The 14,235-nt window shown below is 40.1% G+C and carries 14 protein-coding genes; 6 read left to right on the forward strand and 8 right to left on the reverse strand.

The annotated features are described in order from the left end of the window. Window positions 1–126 precede the first annotated feature (126 nt). Window positions 127–1,422 (reverse strand): alpha/beta fold hydrolase, encoded by a 1,296-nt coding sequence (locus tag CSEC_RS04715; protein WP_041017185.1) that lies wholly within the window; start codon window positions 1,420–1,422, stop codon window positions 127–129. Window positions 1,423–1,436: 14 nt separating this feature from the next. After that, a complete protein-coding gene (locus tag CSEC_RS13100; protein WP_154017629.1) occupies window positions 1,437–1,658 on the reverse strand; it encodes a hypothetical protein in 222 nt (73 codons plus the stop codon). A 383-nt stretch (window positions 1,659–2,041) separates the two neighbouring features. Between CSEC_RS13100 and CSEC_RS04720 the strand changes: the two genes are divergently transcribed. After that, window positions 2,042–3,130 carry a linear amide C-N hydrolase gene (locus CSEC_RS04720; RefSeq protein WP_041017186.1) on the forward strand — a complete coding sequence of 363 codons (1,089 nt, stop codon included), beginning with the start codon at window positions 2,042–2,044 and terminating at the stop codon, window positions 3,128–3,130. Between the two features lie 35 nt (window positions 3,131–3,165). On the opposite strand, the gene CSEC_RS04725 is transcribed toward CSEC_RS04720, so the two are convergent. After that, window positions 3,166–4,056 carry a VOC family protein gene (locus tag CSEC_RS04725; protein ID WP_041017317.1) on the reverse strand — a complete coding sequence of 297 codons (891 nt, stop codon included), beginning with the start codon at window positions 4,054–4,056 and terminating at the stop codon, window positions 3,166–3,168. Window positions 4,057–4,165: 109 nt separating this feature from the next. On the opposite strand from CSEC_RS04725, the gene CSEC_RS04730 reads away from it, so the two are divergent. Next, window positions 4,166–4,543: a DUF6632 domain-containing protein gene (locus CSEC_RS04730; RefSeq protein WP_041017187.1), complete on the forward strand. Its 378-nt coding sequence runs from the start codon at window positions 4,166–4,168 to the stop codon at window positions 4,541–4,543. Between the two features lie 754 nt (window positions 4,544–5,297). Here the strand turns inward: CSEC_RS04730 and CSEC_RS04740 are convergent. The 5 genes from CSEC_RS04740 to CSEC_RS04765 all read right to left on the reverse strand — a co-directional run bounded on the left by CSEC_RS04740 (window position 5,298) and on the right by CSEC_RS04765 (window position 10,859). After that, the gene (locus CSEC_RS04740) at window positions 5,298–5,990 is read right to left on the reverse strand and encodes an FKBP-type peptidyl-prolyl cis-trans isomerase (RefSeq protein ID WP_041017189.1); all 693 of its coding nucleotides are present in this window, start codon (window positions 5,988–5,990) and stop codon (window positions 5,298–5,300) included. Then, complete coding sequence (locus CSEC_RS04745) at window positions 5,987–7,087, reverse strand: hypothetical protein (RefSeq protein WP_237559205.1); 1,101 nt, start codon at window positions 7,085–7,087, stop codon at window positions 5,987–5,989. The genes CSEC_RS04740 and CSEC_RS04745 overlap by 4 nt, the downstream gene beginning before the upstream one ends. Window positions 7,088–7,420: 333 nt before the next feature. Further along, window positions 7,421–8,392, reverse strand: coding sequence for a hypothetical protein (locus CSEC_RS04755; protein ID WP_041017192.1), 972 nt, complete (start codon window positions 8,390–8,392; stop codon window positions 7,421–7,423). Further along, window positions 8,389–9,942 (reverse strand): hypothetical protein, encoded by a 1,554-nt coding sequence (locus CSEC_RS13470; RefSeq protein ID WP_053331778.1) that lies wholly within the window; start codon window positions 9,940–9,942, stop codon window positions 8,389–8,391. Before CSEC_RS13470 ends, CSEC_RS04755 begins: the two co-directional genes overlap by 4 nt. Before the next feature lie 56 nt (window positions 9,943–9,998). Next, window positions 9,999–10,859: a hypothetical protein gene (locus CSEC_RS04765; RefSeq protein WP_041017193.1), complete on the reverse strand. Its 861-nt coding sequence runs from the start codon at window positions 10,857–10,859 to the stop codon at window positions 9,999–10,001. A gap of 290 nt (window positions 10,860–11,149) precedes the next feature. On the opposite strand from CSEC_RS04765, the gene CSEC_RS04770 reads away from it, so the two are divergent. From CSEC_RS04770 to CSEC_RS04785, 4 genes are all read left to right on the forward strand, one after another. Then, window positions 11,150–11,872, forward strand: coding sequence for an alpha/beta fold hydrolase (locus CSEC_RS04770; RefSeq protein WP_041017194.1), 723 nt, complete (start codon window positions 11,150–11,152; stop codon window positions 11,870–11,872). Between the two features lie 124 nt (window positions 11,873–11,996). Further along, a complete protein-coding gene (locus CSEC_RS04775; protein ID WP_053331779.1) occupies window positions 11,997–12,833 on the forward strand; it encodes a GNAT family N-acetyltransferase in 837 nt (278 codons plus the stop codon). Between the two features lie 72 nt (window positions 12,834–12,905). Continuing rightward, the gene (locus CSEC_RS04780; protein ID WP_041017196.1) at window positions 12,906–13,361 is read left to right on the forward strand and encodes a YaiI/YqxD family protein; all 456 of its coding nucleotides are present in this window, start codon (window positions 12,906–12,908) and stop codon (window positions 13,359–13,361) included. Window positions 13,362–13,559: 198 nt separating this feature from the next. Beyond that, window positions 13,560–14,235 (forward strand): hypothetical protein (locus CSEC_RS04785; RefSeq protein WP_041017197.1); only part of this gene is annotated, 676 nt, incomplete at its 3' end.

Below are 14,235 nucleotides of genomic sequence, written 5' to 3' on the forward strand. Positions count from 1 at the left end.
TAGTAGAAGTCTGACCGCTGCACTAATGGTAATTTCATGAGGATATAGAGGTGGTTCCAGAAAAAAGCACGACATGAAAAACCCGATATTCTAAACTCGAGGGTTTTTCCCGGGAGATGTTAGCTCTTATTCAATAATAGTGACACAAGGATTTTTAACTGGCTTATCGGCAAATCGATCCGCAATCCATTGAACAAAAAACGGTTCAGCAACACCGGGAGTTGTAAAGTGCGACTGTTCTCCGGGCAGCTGTACCCGTTCAATTAGCGCTCCTTTATGGCACATCTCTTCCTGATATAGCTTTCCCATCGTAGGTGGCACCACTGTATCCTTGGTGCCATAATAAATTACCACCGGGGCTATCGGCTTCAAAGGAGCTACAGATCCTTTCTTTAATGCATTAACCCAGGCTACTGTGTTTACAGGCTTATCTCGTAAAAGCGATCTATAGTTTTCGCCGAAGTTAAAATGAATCGTATCAGCTGCTGCATGCACTCCCTTATTACTCAAGATTTCGTCCAAAACGAGAGCGCCTTTCTCTTTAAAGACGTCTGTCAACTTTAGTTGATCCGGAAAAGCTGACTGGGTTCCCCAAAGGGCCATGACATAGTGTGTAAAATCAGCTAAATTTTTTGTAAACTGATCATGAAGGGCTTTCATAATTTGATCCGAAGCTGCCTCGTCAGTCGGGTTCACTCCAAATTCGACAGCCAAATCATCGGGAGCTAGAGCTACAAACCCTTTTAAAGCGATCTCATCTGAGGCTGCGCCTTTTCGTTCGATGTAATCCTTATCGCTAGCCATACTAAGCATAGCCCCTCCCCCTTGAGACCAACCGATCGCAACAGCAGTTTTACCGGCGCCCCCTAGCTTTTCTGAGCTGACAGCCCGGATTGAGTTGATCACATCACGACCATTTGTCGTTGCCACATTATACTGATGCCTTCCCCCGCCCCCTAAGCCTTGATAATCGGTTCCAACGACCACATAACCTGCCTGAATAAATGCCTGAAGGGCAGGAAGCCCATAGTCCGTAGAGGAATTACCTCCAATTAAAAAATATAGATTCAAAGGGACTGCCGGATTTTCTTGCTGGGAAGGACCATTATTTTGTGCAGTACCGGTTGTTCCATGCGCCCAAGCGACAATCTTTCGATCTGAGCCTGCACTTAATGGAGCCACTACAAGAGCTGTTGCAAGAGTCGGCTTATCATTCAAATCAGATGAAATGTAGGCAATCTTCCAAGCCTTAGCTCCGGGAATCGGCGTAAAAATTTCCTCTTTTTTGACGACTTGACCTAGCCGACCCTGTGGTTTGATTTTAGCCACTTCTTGGTAAAAAGGGCTGACACTTGGGGTGGTTTCAACGACAGCATTTGAAAAGACTAGGCTACTTAAAAACAGAATCTTCCACGTCCTCATTGAATACCTCATTGTTAACTATGTAAATCGGAAAAATGTGCTATTAGAACTATCTGAGCCGGCACTGCCTGAAACGGTATCGGGATTGCCGGAATTTGCCAAACAGATTCTGTAGGCCCTGGGGGTCCTTCCTGGGGAGAAACGATAGTATTGTTTGTAAAAGCATGCAATTCTTGAAGAGACGAGCAAGAAAAGATCAAAATAACGAAATAGAAAAAGCGAATCATATTCTGCATATCATGTCTATATAGTTTTGTGTAAACGCACAACTGTACGGCTCATTTATGCTATTTCGGTAATCTTACGTCAATTTTTTTCTTGATCTTGTTTATGGCTTTAAGCAACAGTTATCAAAATGATAACGACTCCCCATTTCCAACTATGACAGGCCTTTCTGTAAGATATGAGCTTTCATTTAGGTTGGGAACAACACGTCTTTTTTGATATGAACAGATTGCAAGTGGGTGGAAATGGGTTAACCGCCGGAATCGATTGCATGTTCTAAAAGGTCTGAACCTGCTTCAAGAATTAAAAACGGGTTTATTTAAAAAGTTAAATTGCAGTTTTCAGTTAGAACTGTTATTTGAATTTTAAATATTCTTTAATGATTGGGGTAAGAATGAAACCTATCCGGTTGGCTTTGCTCACTTTTCTTGCGGCAGCATCAATGACAAAGACAGAAGCCTGCACCCGCGCCCTTTTTACCGGCGCTGACAGTGTGGTGATCACAGGTCGCTCTATGGACTGGATGGAAGATTTGCATTCCGATCTTTGGGCTTTCCCTCGAGGCATGACACGAAACGGCGCCGCAGGGCCGCAGTCTATTAACTGGACCTCAAAATATGGCAGTCTCATCGTCTCAGGCTATAATGCCGGATCAGCTGACGGGATGAACGAAAAGGGCCTTGTTGCCAATATGTTATATCTTGCTGAATCGGATTATGGCAAACCCAACGGAAATAAGCCTTTTATGTCCATATCGATTTGGGCACAGTATGTATTGGACAATTTTGCAACTGTCGCGGAAGCCGTCAACACTTTAAAAGAAGAACCTTTCCAAATTATTTCGCCTATATTGCCAAATGGATACCCGGCTCAGATGCATCTCTCCATTTCGGATTCCGATGGCGATTCAGCGATCTTTGAATACATCAACGGCAACTTAGTCATCCATCACGGCAAACAATTTAATGTACAGACAAATTCTCCAACCTATGATCAGCAGCTCGCCTTAAACACCTATTGGCAAAGCATTGGAGGCTTAGTCTTCCTTCCGGGAACTAATCGTTCTGCCGATCGATTTGCTAGAGCTTCTTTTCTAATAGATGCCATTCCTAAAGAATCAGCGCCAGCCTATATCCAGGCTGTTCCCAATGAAACTTTTACAAATCAAGCCGTTGCCAGCGTGCTAGGCGTCATCCGCAGCGTCAGTGTTCCTTTAGGCATCACAACTCCGGGACAACCAAATATTGCTTCTACTATATGGAGAACCGTATCCAATCAAAAGGACAAAATATATTTCTATGATTCTTCTACAAGCCCAAATGTTTTTTGGGTTCCTCTATCTGATCTAAACTTGAAAAAAGGAGCTCCGGTGAAGAAACTATCCCTTACCGGAGGAAAAATCTATTCAGGAAATGCGGCGGTCAACTTTGAAGAAGCGAAACCCTTTGCTTTTCTTCCGGCTGATCCCACTAAAGTGAAATAAATAGGTTTTTGGAAGAAAAGTCTAAAACTTCCCTTTTATGCCTCTCCGGCATTTTCAAGGTCTTTGATAATGATTTTCTTCATTTTGAGCATAGCAGGCGTTGTCTTATCAGGATTTTTTGCCATAAGAGCCTCCATATTTTCAGGGACGATCTGCCAGGAAACGCCAAATTTATCTTTTATCCAGCCGCATTGTTCTGATTTCGGAACTGCGGAGAGCTTTTCGAAATAGACATCTATTTCCTTTTGATTCTTGCAATTAACCATAAATGAGATAGCTTCATTAAACCCAAAGTTATGTTCGTCTGCCGAATCCATGGCAGCAAACCACTGATTTTCTAAAGTAAAGTCAGCGAACATTATTGTTCCTTCCTTATTTGGCTCCATGCCTTTTGGATAGCGGACTATCATCCCCTTATGGGAATGGTTAAACACTGAACTATAGAACTTGATAGCTTCTTCTGCTTTGCCTGCGACATCCCTGACAAACAAAAATGATGGGATGATAAAAGGTCTTTTCTCCCCTTCCGGATTGGTTAGGATTAACTGCCATGAAACGCCATATCTATCCTCTAACCACCCATACCTTTCGCTGAAAGGGTATGTATCCAAAGGCATAAGAATCTTACCCCCCTCAGACAGCCTTTCCCATAAACCATCCAAGACCTTTCTCGCATTTTTGTCACCGGATGGGTCGAAGTTTAACATAAAGGAAAGGGTCGGATTAAACTTAAATAAGGGACCTGCCGAAATAGACTGGAATTCATACCCGGATAAATTAAAACGAACGATATCGCAATCCCCTGAAGGGGTATTCTTTATCACTGTTTTGAAAGTGACTTTGGAATTTGGAAATACCGACGTGTAGAAGTGAGCTGCTTCAACGGCTTCTTTGTCAAACCAAAGATGTGGAATAATCTTCTGCATAGCATCAACCTTTATTTTTTTAATCGAAAGCTTTCCAATCATGATAAAAAATATTTTACAACATTTGCCATTTCATGAAAGGATTCAATTCAGAAATTAGGAGCCTTAAATGGATAATGAAAAGAAAAGTTATTTTCTTCGCGACGCCTTGAATATTATCGGACTCATGCTATTTTTGGTTTACCCTCTGATGGAGCTATGGCCATCCGGCTGGAGATGGATTCCTCATCAATATAAGTATGAGCAGATGATTGTCGGCGTTTATGCGACACTTGGCGTCTTTTTAATTCGCGCCGCAAAAAATCCATTAGAAAATGCGAGTTTAATTTGGTTCACCGTCTTTTCAAGCATTGTGCATGCCACAATTATGCTGCTTCAAGCTATTTTTGACCCTTCCGAGCATGGTCATCTTTATGGTGATATTCCGGTTCTTTACCTTATCGCGATTGTGTTAGCTTACTTAATGCCTCGAAAGTCAAAGGTATGAGCTAATCAGACATTAGCAGCTTTCTTAATACAGCTCCGGATGTTATTTTTATAAATTTTACCTAACCCTCTCTCCAAAATCAGCCATTTTTGGGCTATCCGTTGTTTAAGATCTATGCTTGAACAAAAAAATGTTGCTTTGGTTGCACTTTTCTGACATAAGTTTCTCTCACAAATAATAAATTTTCAAAGGAAATCAAAATTATAAGGTTCGGGTGCTTAACTTATTGCCTGAGGATTATGTGTACTAGGTGAGGATGTAATGTTTAATCAAAAAGAAAAAAATAAGAAAACGGGATGCAAAGTATGATAAATACAATTTTAAGCAATTATGTATATGCAACCATTTTTTATTTTCTTGTGTTTATTCCCTTTTACACTTTAATCCTTTTGCCATCTTTCTGTAGGTTGCAAAAAAGAATATCAGGTTTGGAGAAAAGTTCGATAAGCTGTTTTTTTTATTTCTATGCCTCCTTATGCATCATTTCTTTATTTGCAGCTTCTCTTTCTTATTTTTTACTGGTTACAAATACAAGGTCTTTTTATTTTTTAATTCACTTTTTTATAATAATACCTCTTGTAAGTCTATTATCAAGCTGTGTTATCTCAAGGATAGGAAATAAAAAAAGGCTAACCGATTACATACTGGATTTGGGAATTTTTCTTACTTCTTTTTCCCTATTCACTTCTTTTATTTATATGGGACTAAAACTACATATAAATCCTTAGAGTCATTCTGATTAAAAATAAGTGTTTTATAGCCTCTCAACATCACATATGATAAGTTGCTGGAACCCATGACGTCCATGCTTTCCATAAGATAATTCGGGATGGATATAAATCTTACGACGCTCTCCCGTAGCCATTCCGGATGCTGCTTTCGCAAAACCAAGGATTGTATCTGAAAGATCAAGAGTTATAGGCGAATTAGATAAACGAGTATTTTGCATAATGACTTCCTCGCCATCGCAAAGCTTACTTTCAATAAGGTGAATCTGGAAGTGGTTAGAGTCTGATAAAAGAGGTTGGCCCTTTGAAAGAAGTTCATAATAGAGCTTATGAGGGATTACTTCCACAATATTTCCCTGTTTCGCAACCTTCTCTAAATAGTCCTCGGAAGCTTTCAAATTAAGACGGTTTTGATAAGTGGAAATCTTATCTATCAGAGAAAGCATTTGCTCTTGGCTTTCTTTTTTGGGAAAAGGCTTTTTTTTACCTGATTCAAGGTCCTTCAAATTTTCTAAGACTTCTTCAAAATCATAGAAAGGACTATATTGAGCTAATTGTTTCCAAAATATATTAGCTAAGCCAAGAGAAATTTGATGAACCTCTTGCTCGTTCAAAACCGAGGCTATTTGAGGATTAGCATTATTTGGTTTAGGACTAGAAAGTACGTAATAAATGCAAATAGGCAACAATAGCAAAACAGAAAAGATCATTTTTTTCATGATACTAGCCTTGATAAAATGATTTCTAAAAATTGTTCCGAAAAATAAATCTCCACTAGCTTCTCCCGAATCTTATCATAGGACTTTTGCTTTGACTTAACTTCTTGATCTTGGGCTGATCCCATATATTTTGGTATTTTTATTGGAGATAGAACCTCTTCCCTTTGTGTAAGACGTATCGATTTCAAATTATTCGAGAGGTCATTAAGCTGTTTAATTTTATCGGGAACTTTAAATTCCCTAAAATTGTGTGATCTAAAGGAGTTGAATTTTTTATCTTCTAGCCCTGATAGAATAGCTTCTTTATTTTTAGGATTGAGTTCATCGATTGCAAAAGGAGCACTTATAAAAGCGTTAATTAAATCGTATTTGTCTTTAAATCTTTTAACACTTACTTCGTCATAGCCAAGAAGCAGCCCTAAAGCTTGGTAATAAAGAGGCCTATCAACCTCCAATTCCAATACAGAAGTCGGAAAAACAAGAAATGAATTTATCCGATCCGGTCCTCCAAAAACCTCATTCATCAAAGGCTGATGTGTATCATAAAGAGTTTCGACCTTTGGTTTATGATACAAGACAAAGCCAATTATGTTATAATCTGCTGTCACATAATCCAGTAAAACAAAGGTTTTTGATGAAAAAAGGGATTTATATTTTTGCCACACAAGCCACCCTTTATGAAGGTTTGCAAAAGTGTTAAGTGTCTCTTGGGTAAACAAAAATCCAAGTTCTAGATCCACATAAAAATCAGAGCAAGCAAGCGGCTTGTCTCCAAAAAGTGTGTAACCAAAGTCGCCATCAGCCATAAGTTGCCTGAATAAAGATTCCAAGTCTTGTCTATCTTCAATAGGCATATGTTTAAGGATGTTTTGAATATTTGTTATGTGTGGTCTATCTTCGTTGAAACCAAGAGCCATCCATGGCAAGAAAATAGCCATGAACATCAATTTCATGGCATGCCGACTATATTTGGGCCATATGTGGTTAATTTTTTTCAAGAGGTAGGACATAGTCACAATTTTCGCAATAAGGAAGACTCCATAATTTATTTTTATTTTCACATCTTGGACAAACCCAATAACCAACCCCACATTCATAATCCACAAGTAGAATTGAATTTAAGTCCAACTGCTTTAGTTCTTCGGTAATTGAGTCTTCAATTATGCCTGCATGGCTGTAATTAGTGAATAGGCAGAGAGAAAATAAAAACAAAGAAAGTAGATATTTCATAAATTTATCCTTTTGAGATGTCAAAGTTTGCTTTTTCATTGGAGGGATCAAACAGAAAATTTAATTTGAAGTTAGTTTTGAATCAAGTTAAAAAGTTCTCAGGGCTAATTAGTTGAAGCAGCCCTATCTTTCAACAACCATTCAACTAAAGACCCTACGCAAGCTCAATTGAATCAACTTGCATAGGATTTATGGTTTGCCTAAGGTCTGATAATAATAGTGATCGGAGCACTTTCTTCGTCAGAAGAATTAAACGCAGTAACCGAATAGCTGTAGGAAACTCCCTTCTTTCTATTGTGGTCCTGATAAGAAAGTGTGGAAGCTGGAACGCTTGCGATTCTCTGACCATCGCGATAAATAAAATAGCCGATGACATCGAGTGAAGGACTTGCACCCCAAGTCAATTGGTTATAGAGTTCGTATTGGGTTGCAAATTCATTTTTCTTTTGCTTGCCTTGAAGATCTGAGGGGGGTTCCACATCAATTGGGAAGCCCATAAAATCTAGCTGCACAAAAGTTGGGTTTCCGATGGGTAGATAAGAGAGCGTATAATTCGGAGTAGGCCCTGTAAACGTGACGAGATCAAAAGCGCCTGTAATACCGGAAGAGGTTAGAATTGTATAGGTTCCGGGAGGAGCGTTAGGATCTAGATCAATCTCAAGGGTGCCGGCTAAGGATGCGGGGCCTGTGACATTAACGTCTGAATGGCTCAAGGAATCGATTTCAATATGGACAAGACTTCCAAGAGATCCGGGCGAGGCGGAATTTAACGCCAAACTGCCAAGCGTGAGCGTGCTTCCGGCGTCCGGAGAAATTGCCCCTGAATTGGCAAAAACATTACCGGTTATAGTCCCGACTCCGCTAAGTGTTCCTCTCTGCTCGCTAAAGCTAGTGTTTCTGCAAACGAAAATCGACGCTTGGTCGATGAGCCCATTCACTTTAAAGTTAGCATTATTGATCATGATGGACCCTTGATAGTCAGTGCTGCCATTGTAAATTACTGTTCCATTTCCTCGAACATTGACGCTTGTTCCCCCTCCGCCAAAAGAGGTGTCATCCACAAAAGAGACTCCCTCACCAAGCGTTAAAAGATCTAAAACATCGGCCGAAAGAAAGGTTAGAGAAGAACCGGTTCTTAAGAAGATGCTATTTCCAAGAGCTGATCCGCTCAAACCGTCTTCTCCCCCTCCGATACCGCCGGGTCCCCGGGAGAACCTGCTTGTGTCGTATTGTTGGATGTATTGAAAATAGTCGGTATTCCAGGAATGGCTTGTATGGTGAAATTCAAATTGCTATCCAAAAAGACAGCCGCGCCAAGACCGCTGCCGCCGCCGCCTCCTCCTCCTCCAAAGCCAGATCCATAGTTATTTGAGCCGTTTCCTCCCATCCCCCCGCCGAGATTCCCTATGTCTACACCTCCTAGCGAGGTCGAACCAGAAGATGGACCCCCTCCTCCACCACCACCTCCGCCAAGGGAATTTCCTCCTTCAGAAGGTGTAACGCCTGATTGATTAACGCCGCCGCCTCCGCCTCCGCCGCCAACACCTCCGGAGCCTCCTTGTACCTTGTAACCGGTATCAGAAGCTCCCGTGCCGGCTCCGCCACCGCCACCGCCCCCATAACCGCCGCTTCCTGCTTCACCGTCGACTGCATTTGTAGTATTCGTTACGACAATACCCCCGCCGCCGGCGCCTGCACCATCGCCACCATTGCCTCCAGAAGGCACAGCACTTCCGCCAGGGGGTAGTGAGCCTTGAGCTTGCATTCCATCCGATCCTAAGCTCCCGCCCCCGCCGCCTCCAGCAACAGGAGAGCCCCCGCCGCCGCCTCCACCGCCTGCACGGACACCTCCCAAATTACCGCCTGCACCGGATCCTGCCGTAATAGAAAGGCCATATCCATTTCCCTCGGCTCCAACTCCATCATCGGCACCCCCGGTTCCAAGGTTTTCAAGCAGGCCTAGGGTAGCTCTTGAGCCAAACCCGCCGCCGCCTCCGCCGCCTCCGCCGCTTGGGTCATCGGTCGAAAGATTGACATTACCGCCATCTCCTCCAAAACCCCCTCCTCCAGCTCCACCGGTGCTTCCTGTAGCGATAATGGAACCTCCATTTCCGCTGAAGCCGCCTCCTCCTGCGCCCCCTTCATTGCCTGTTGAAGAGACGCCAATATAATTTCCTCCATTTCCACCGACAGCCGAGCAATTATTGATAGAGGAGTTGATTAAGGTGATTGCAGGAAACGAACCATTCAAAAATGATTGAGGCGCATAAATAGCCCCGCCTGCCCCCATACCTCCTCCGCCGCCGGAAATACCATCCCCTCCATTACCCCCTCTTGCAGTTAGGTTTTGAAAGATTATGTTTTGGATTGTCACATTTCCCATGGGTATAAAAAATCCGCTGTAAGCGCCGCTATTCCCATCGATTGTGACAGTCGGGATAGCTCCCGGGTTTCCGATAGTGATGTTTACCGGATTTGTGGAATTATTAATAATCGGCAGAATCCCATTAAGTTGAATCGTCATCGGAAAGTCGAAAGTAATCTCATAATCATCAGGGATCAAATTCAAGTCTTGGTTCATTGAATTCAAGCAATAGCGCAAATCACCCGGTTCTCCAAAGCCGCCGGGATTATTGTCTGTACTTAATGTGACATTAAGCGTTGTAACTGCATACAACGAATGGGAGGTGAAAAGAAAAATCCAATGCCTGAGCTTGATCATGAGAGAACCTAACGTAAATTACTTTTTTAGCATCTTAGTAAGTGTAAAAAAAATATTCAATGGCTAAAGGCCGGAAGAAGGGAAAATTCGTTTTTTTGAGCTGTGTAGTTTGGCCTCATCGCAAAGGCAATAGCCGCATATCGAGTTTGGCCGCTTTTTGTAACAATGTGAGGGGTCGGAAAGATAGAAAATTCTGCTAAAAATGTTCCTGGAATTATTAAAATCGAACTTTTTTTAGTCTCACGAGGAAATACCCTTATTGGCGAAAAAAAATCATCTACTGTAAATAATGATTTGTAAGGTGAAAGAAGAAGCGATTGGTTGTCTGTGCTATCAAGAAAAAAGGAGAACACTGTGCCATCGTAATGAGGCCTTAAGACATTATAAGAGGGAAGGTATTTGATTACCTTAAAAAGAACGGGAGGCTCGCCATATTCCGAAGAAAAAATCGTTTCTAAACCTATCTCACTTGCAGCTTGTTGGAAGAGAGTTCCAAATGGATTTTGAATATTTCGGCAAGTATCCAAAAAAAGAGTGATTTCGGGAACTTCATTGAATTCTTTATATCGAGAGCAAACAAATTCATGGAAATGGGTCGAATAATAAAAAGCGATCTGCTTTCTTCCTTCTTTTTCTGACTCGTCGTAAAAGCCAAAAAAATCAGTGGAGTAATAATTTCTCTCTTTTGATCTAATAAACCGTTCTTTTGCGATGTATAATTTTTTTGCCCAACTAGGATTTTTTTGAAGAAATGCGATAAATTCATCAAAATGAGCATAAAGCGAATCAAAGGTTTCCGAGCCTTGTTCCTTATTGCAAATCTCAGAATAACCTAATTGCTTGAATTGCTCTGCAAGTGGATTTGCAGAAAGCGATTGAAAGACAAGAAAACTTAATAAAAATAAGGTCTTAGACATAATCATCAGGCCATCGTATTACTTCCTTTTTGAATTGTCAAATTAAAATTTTTGATAAGAAATCCAAAAACTCTTCCTGGGCGGTTATATAAAAAGGTAACTCAATGTAGCTCTTACTTATCGCTAATCCTGACTATAAAAGGCGTGTATCGAAAGGATAATGGGTTTTACTAGAAATAGCTTAAAAAGGAAAAGCGTGCCAAAAACTAACCTTCAAAAGCTTTACATTGAGCTTATAATCTTTTGAGTTTATCCTTATCTCTTAACAATTAGTCTTAATGTGATTAGAAATGCAGTACATATTAGTTCATGGAGCCTGGCAAGGTGGCTGGTGCTTTGAATTTCTTGCCGAGGAACTTATAAAGCTTGGCAATAAAGTTTCTTGTCTTGACCTTCCGGGTCATGGAAAAAGCCCTTTTCCCCTATCACAAGCCACTTATGAGATTTACTATCACAGCCTCGAAGAAGAGATAAAAAAATTTGATGAGGTCATACTTGTTGCCCACTCCATGTCAGGAATTTTAGCCGCCCCTCTTTTAGATAAACATTCTGATCGTATTTCCCACCTATTTCTCATTTCTGCCTTTGTCGCTCAAAAAGGCCAATCGCTTTTAGATGTAGCCATAGCCGGAGGCCCTTCAGAAATTCCTAACCTCCTAATCACCGATGAAGAAAATCAAACACAAAGCTTGGATCTTATCAAAGCAAGAGAAGCACTTTTTCATGATTGTCCTGAAGAGCTTGCTGATTGGGCTATTCAAAGATTGCAAGCAAATCCCATAGCTCCTTTTATAACGCCTGTAAATTGGGTTGATTCCGGCAAAACTAAAGAAAAAAGAACCTATATTGTTTGCGAAGATGACAGAGATGTGCACCCTTCCACACAACTTAATATTCTTAAAAATTATCCATGCCTCGTCATCCCTTTTAAATCCGGTCATTTTCCCTTTCTTTCCAAACCAAAAGAGCTTGCAGAAATTTTAAATTCTCGGGATGAATCGCAAAGAAATTAATTTTGCTTAATTGAATTAAAAGTTTTTCTTTTATTTTTAGTTTAATTTTTTAACACTGGCGTAAAGCTACCTTGAAACAAGGCTAAGTTACAAGTTATTATTCTGTAACTAATTAGTGAAGATGATGAGTAATTTTACAATTGAAAAAGCTAGTTTAAAAGAAATGGATTTCCTACTAGCCCAAGCTAGAAATGAAGGATGGAACCCGGGGTTATCTGATGCTTCAGCTTTCTATAGCACAGACCCAAATGGCTTTTTTATTGGAAAGCTTGATGGGGAAAAAATCGGCTGTATTTCCTCCGTTGCTTATGACGCCAACTATGGGTTTCTTGGATTCTATATCGTTATTCCGAAATACCGGGGAAAAGGCTACGGCTTGAAGCTTTGGAATCATGCGATTTCTCATCAAGAAACAAGATCGATTGGTTTAGATGGAGTCGTAGCCCAGCAAGATAATTATAAAAAATCGGGATTTAGGTTCTTTTATAATAATATTCGTTATGGTGGAAAAGTTAAAGGATTGGAAAGCAAGGAGCTAATACCCATAAATGAAACCTTTTTTCAAGCTATTATAGATTTTGATGAACCCATTTTTGGAGCTAATAGATCTCATTTTCTAAAGGCTTGGTTTCAAATGCCCAATTCTTGGGGCTATGCCAAAAAAATTTCGGGCAGCCTGACAGGGTATGGGTGGATTCGGAAATGCCATAGCGGCTTTAAGATTGGTCCCCTTTACGCACACGATCAGGAAACCGCAAGAGAGATTTTTCTAGCTCTAGCAGATCGATCTCATAATTCAGAAATTTTTTTAGATGTTCCTCAGCCAAATGAAGAAGCAATCGGTCTTGCAGAAGAATCTGGGATGAGAGCTGTTTTCGAGACAGCTCGAATGTATAAAGGAATCCCCCCAAAGCAAGAATTAAAAAAAGTATTTGGAGTTTCGACATTTGAGCTCGGTTAAATTTTTAATGTGAGCTAAAAAAACAAAAGATAAGTATACTTAAAGACATTTAACAAGTTTAATTTTTGAAAAATGCCAAAGTATAAGCCCAATAAAATATGGATTGACGCAGATTCCTGCCCAAAGGCCATTAAAGAAATCGTTTTTAAATCAAGCCAGCGTTTGAAAATAAAAATAATACTTGTTGCAAATGAGTATCAATACATTCCCGAAAGCGATCTTATCGAATTGATTGTGGTACACAAAGGTTTTGATGCCGCAGATCAACATATTATTGATCAGGTCGAGATTCATGACATCGTCATCACACAAGATATTCCCCTAGCCTCAGAAGTTTTGAAAAAAAAAGCAATTGCCCTAAACCCTCGTGGCGAAATCTACAATGAAAATAATATAGGCACGATTCTATCGCTGCGCGATATTATGAAAGAGTTTCGTGACGCCGGAACGATTACGGGGGGGCCTGCAGCGTTCGGACCCAAAAATATTAAACAATTTGCCGACTCTCTAAATAAATTGCTTTCGTAAATTTAAAGTTTAAATTTAAAAACTTTATCCATTCTTCCCGATCAACCTCTTTAACTTTACTCAATAAAAAAATAATAAACTATTTTTAAATAGTTATAGTTTCAATAAAGTAAAAAATAATTAATTTTAATATTAACTGTTATTATTTCTCGAAATGCAATAAAATACATTATTTACTAATAAGCAGGACTATGTAATATGCAGACAAACTATGTTGCCAACACACTTGTTCAAGAAAATTTTAGATCACGCACCAATCCTTTTGTATGTAATCTTGAGATAGACAGCACGGGTTTTCACTATAATCACTCTCACTCTCAAGACTCCTGCAAAATAGATAAAATACAAAAATGCATGCTTTTTAATCTTCAACAAATAGAGAGCAATCGTTACTCGTCTGCAGTTGTAAGAGATTTGCGTTCTATATATGAGATGGATAAGAAAAGAGCTGAGTCGCTGGTTTATTTGGAAGCTCAACAAAACGATAATTTAAGAATAGTTTCAGGAGAACCATCGGCAACTCAAGAAGCTTCCAAAACAGCTATTTTAGTAACGGTAGTTCACAAACATTTCCGACCTACAAAAAATCAAAAGCCACACTTGAGATATAAAGTTAAAAAAAATCAATTAGTTGTCCGCCATTTTCATGGGACAGGGACTAATATGGGTGCTAGAGCTATAAGTGAACTAGATAGTTTAATGTCTAGATATTCTAAATGCATCGAGGAAATAAAAGAGGAATTTGAAAAATTAAAAGAACAATACCCCTCCTTAAACCTTACTGAAACACCTTGGAATTCTGATTTGCAAATGATAGAGGTTGTGACTAAGAAAAGAGAAAGAGTTATTGAAAAGATGCCAAAAGAACTTCGGG

Source organism: Criblamydia sequanensis CRIB-18 (genome assembly GCF_000750955.1).
In the GTDB taxonomy this organism is placed as follows: domain Bacteria; phylum Chlamydiota; class Chlamydiia; order Chlamydiales; family Criblamydiaceae; genus Criblamydia; species Criblamydia sequanensis.

What these genes read in the sequence shown, in the direction of transcription:
- CSEC_RS04765 (WP_041017193.1), bottom strand. Translation starts at nt 10,859, where the DNA reads ATGTCTAAGACCTTATTTTTATTAAGTTTTCTTGTCTTTCAATCGCTT.
- CSEC_RS04740 (WP_041017189.1), bottom strand. Translation starts at nt 5,990, where the DNA reads ATGAAAAAAATGATCTTTTCTGTTTTGCTATTGTTGCCTATTTGCATT.
- CSEC_RS04725 (WP_041017317.1), bottom strand. Translation starts at nt 4,056, where the DNA reads ATGCAGAAGATTATTCCACATCTTTGGTTTGACAAAGAAGCCGTTGAA.
- CSEC_RS13470 (WP_053331778.1), bottom strand. Translation starts at nt 9,942, where the DNA reads ATGATCAAGCTCAGGCATTGGATTTTTCTTTTCACCTCCCATTCGTTG.
- CSEC_RS04715 (WP_041017185.1), bottom strand. Translation starts at nt 1,422, where the DNA reads ATGAGGACGTGGAAGATTCTGTTTTTAAGTAGCCTAGTCTTTTCAAAT.
- CSEC_RS04720 (WP_041017186.1), top strand. Translation starts at nt 2,042, where the DNA reads ATGAAACCTATCCGGTTGGCTTTGCTCACTTTTCTTGCGGCAGCATCA.
- CSEC_RS04730 (WP_041017187.1), top strand. Translation starts at nt 4,166, where the DNA reads ATGGATAATGAAAAGAAAAGTTATTTTCTTCGCGACGCCTTGAATATT.
- CSEC_RS04780 (WP_041017196.1), top strand. Translation starts at nt 12,906, where the DNA reads ATGCCAAAGTATAAGCCCAATAAAATATGGATTGACGCAGATTCCTGC.
- CSEC_RS13100 (WP_154017629.1), bottom strand. Translation starts at nt 1,658, where the DNA reads ATGCAGAATATGATTCGCTTTTTCTATTTCGTTATTTTGATCTTTTCT.
- CSEC_RS04770 (WP_041017194.1), top strand. Translation starts at nt 11,150, where the DNA reads ATGCAGTACATATTAGTTCATGGAGCCTGGCAAGGTGGCTGGTGCTTT.
- CSEC_RS04775 (WP_053331779.1), top strand. Translation starts at nt 11,997, where the DNA reads ATGAGTAATTTTACAATTGAAAAAGCTAGTTTAAAAGAAATGGATTTC.
- CSEC_RS04745 (WP_237559205.1), bottom strand. Translation starts at nt 7,087, where the DNA reads ATGAATGTGGGGTTGGTTATTGGGTTTGTCCAAGATGTGAAAATAAAA.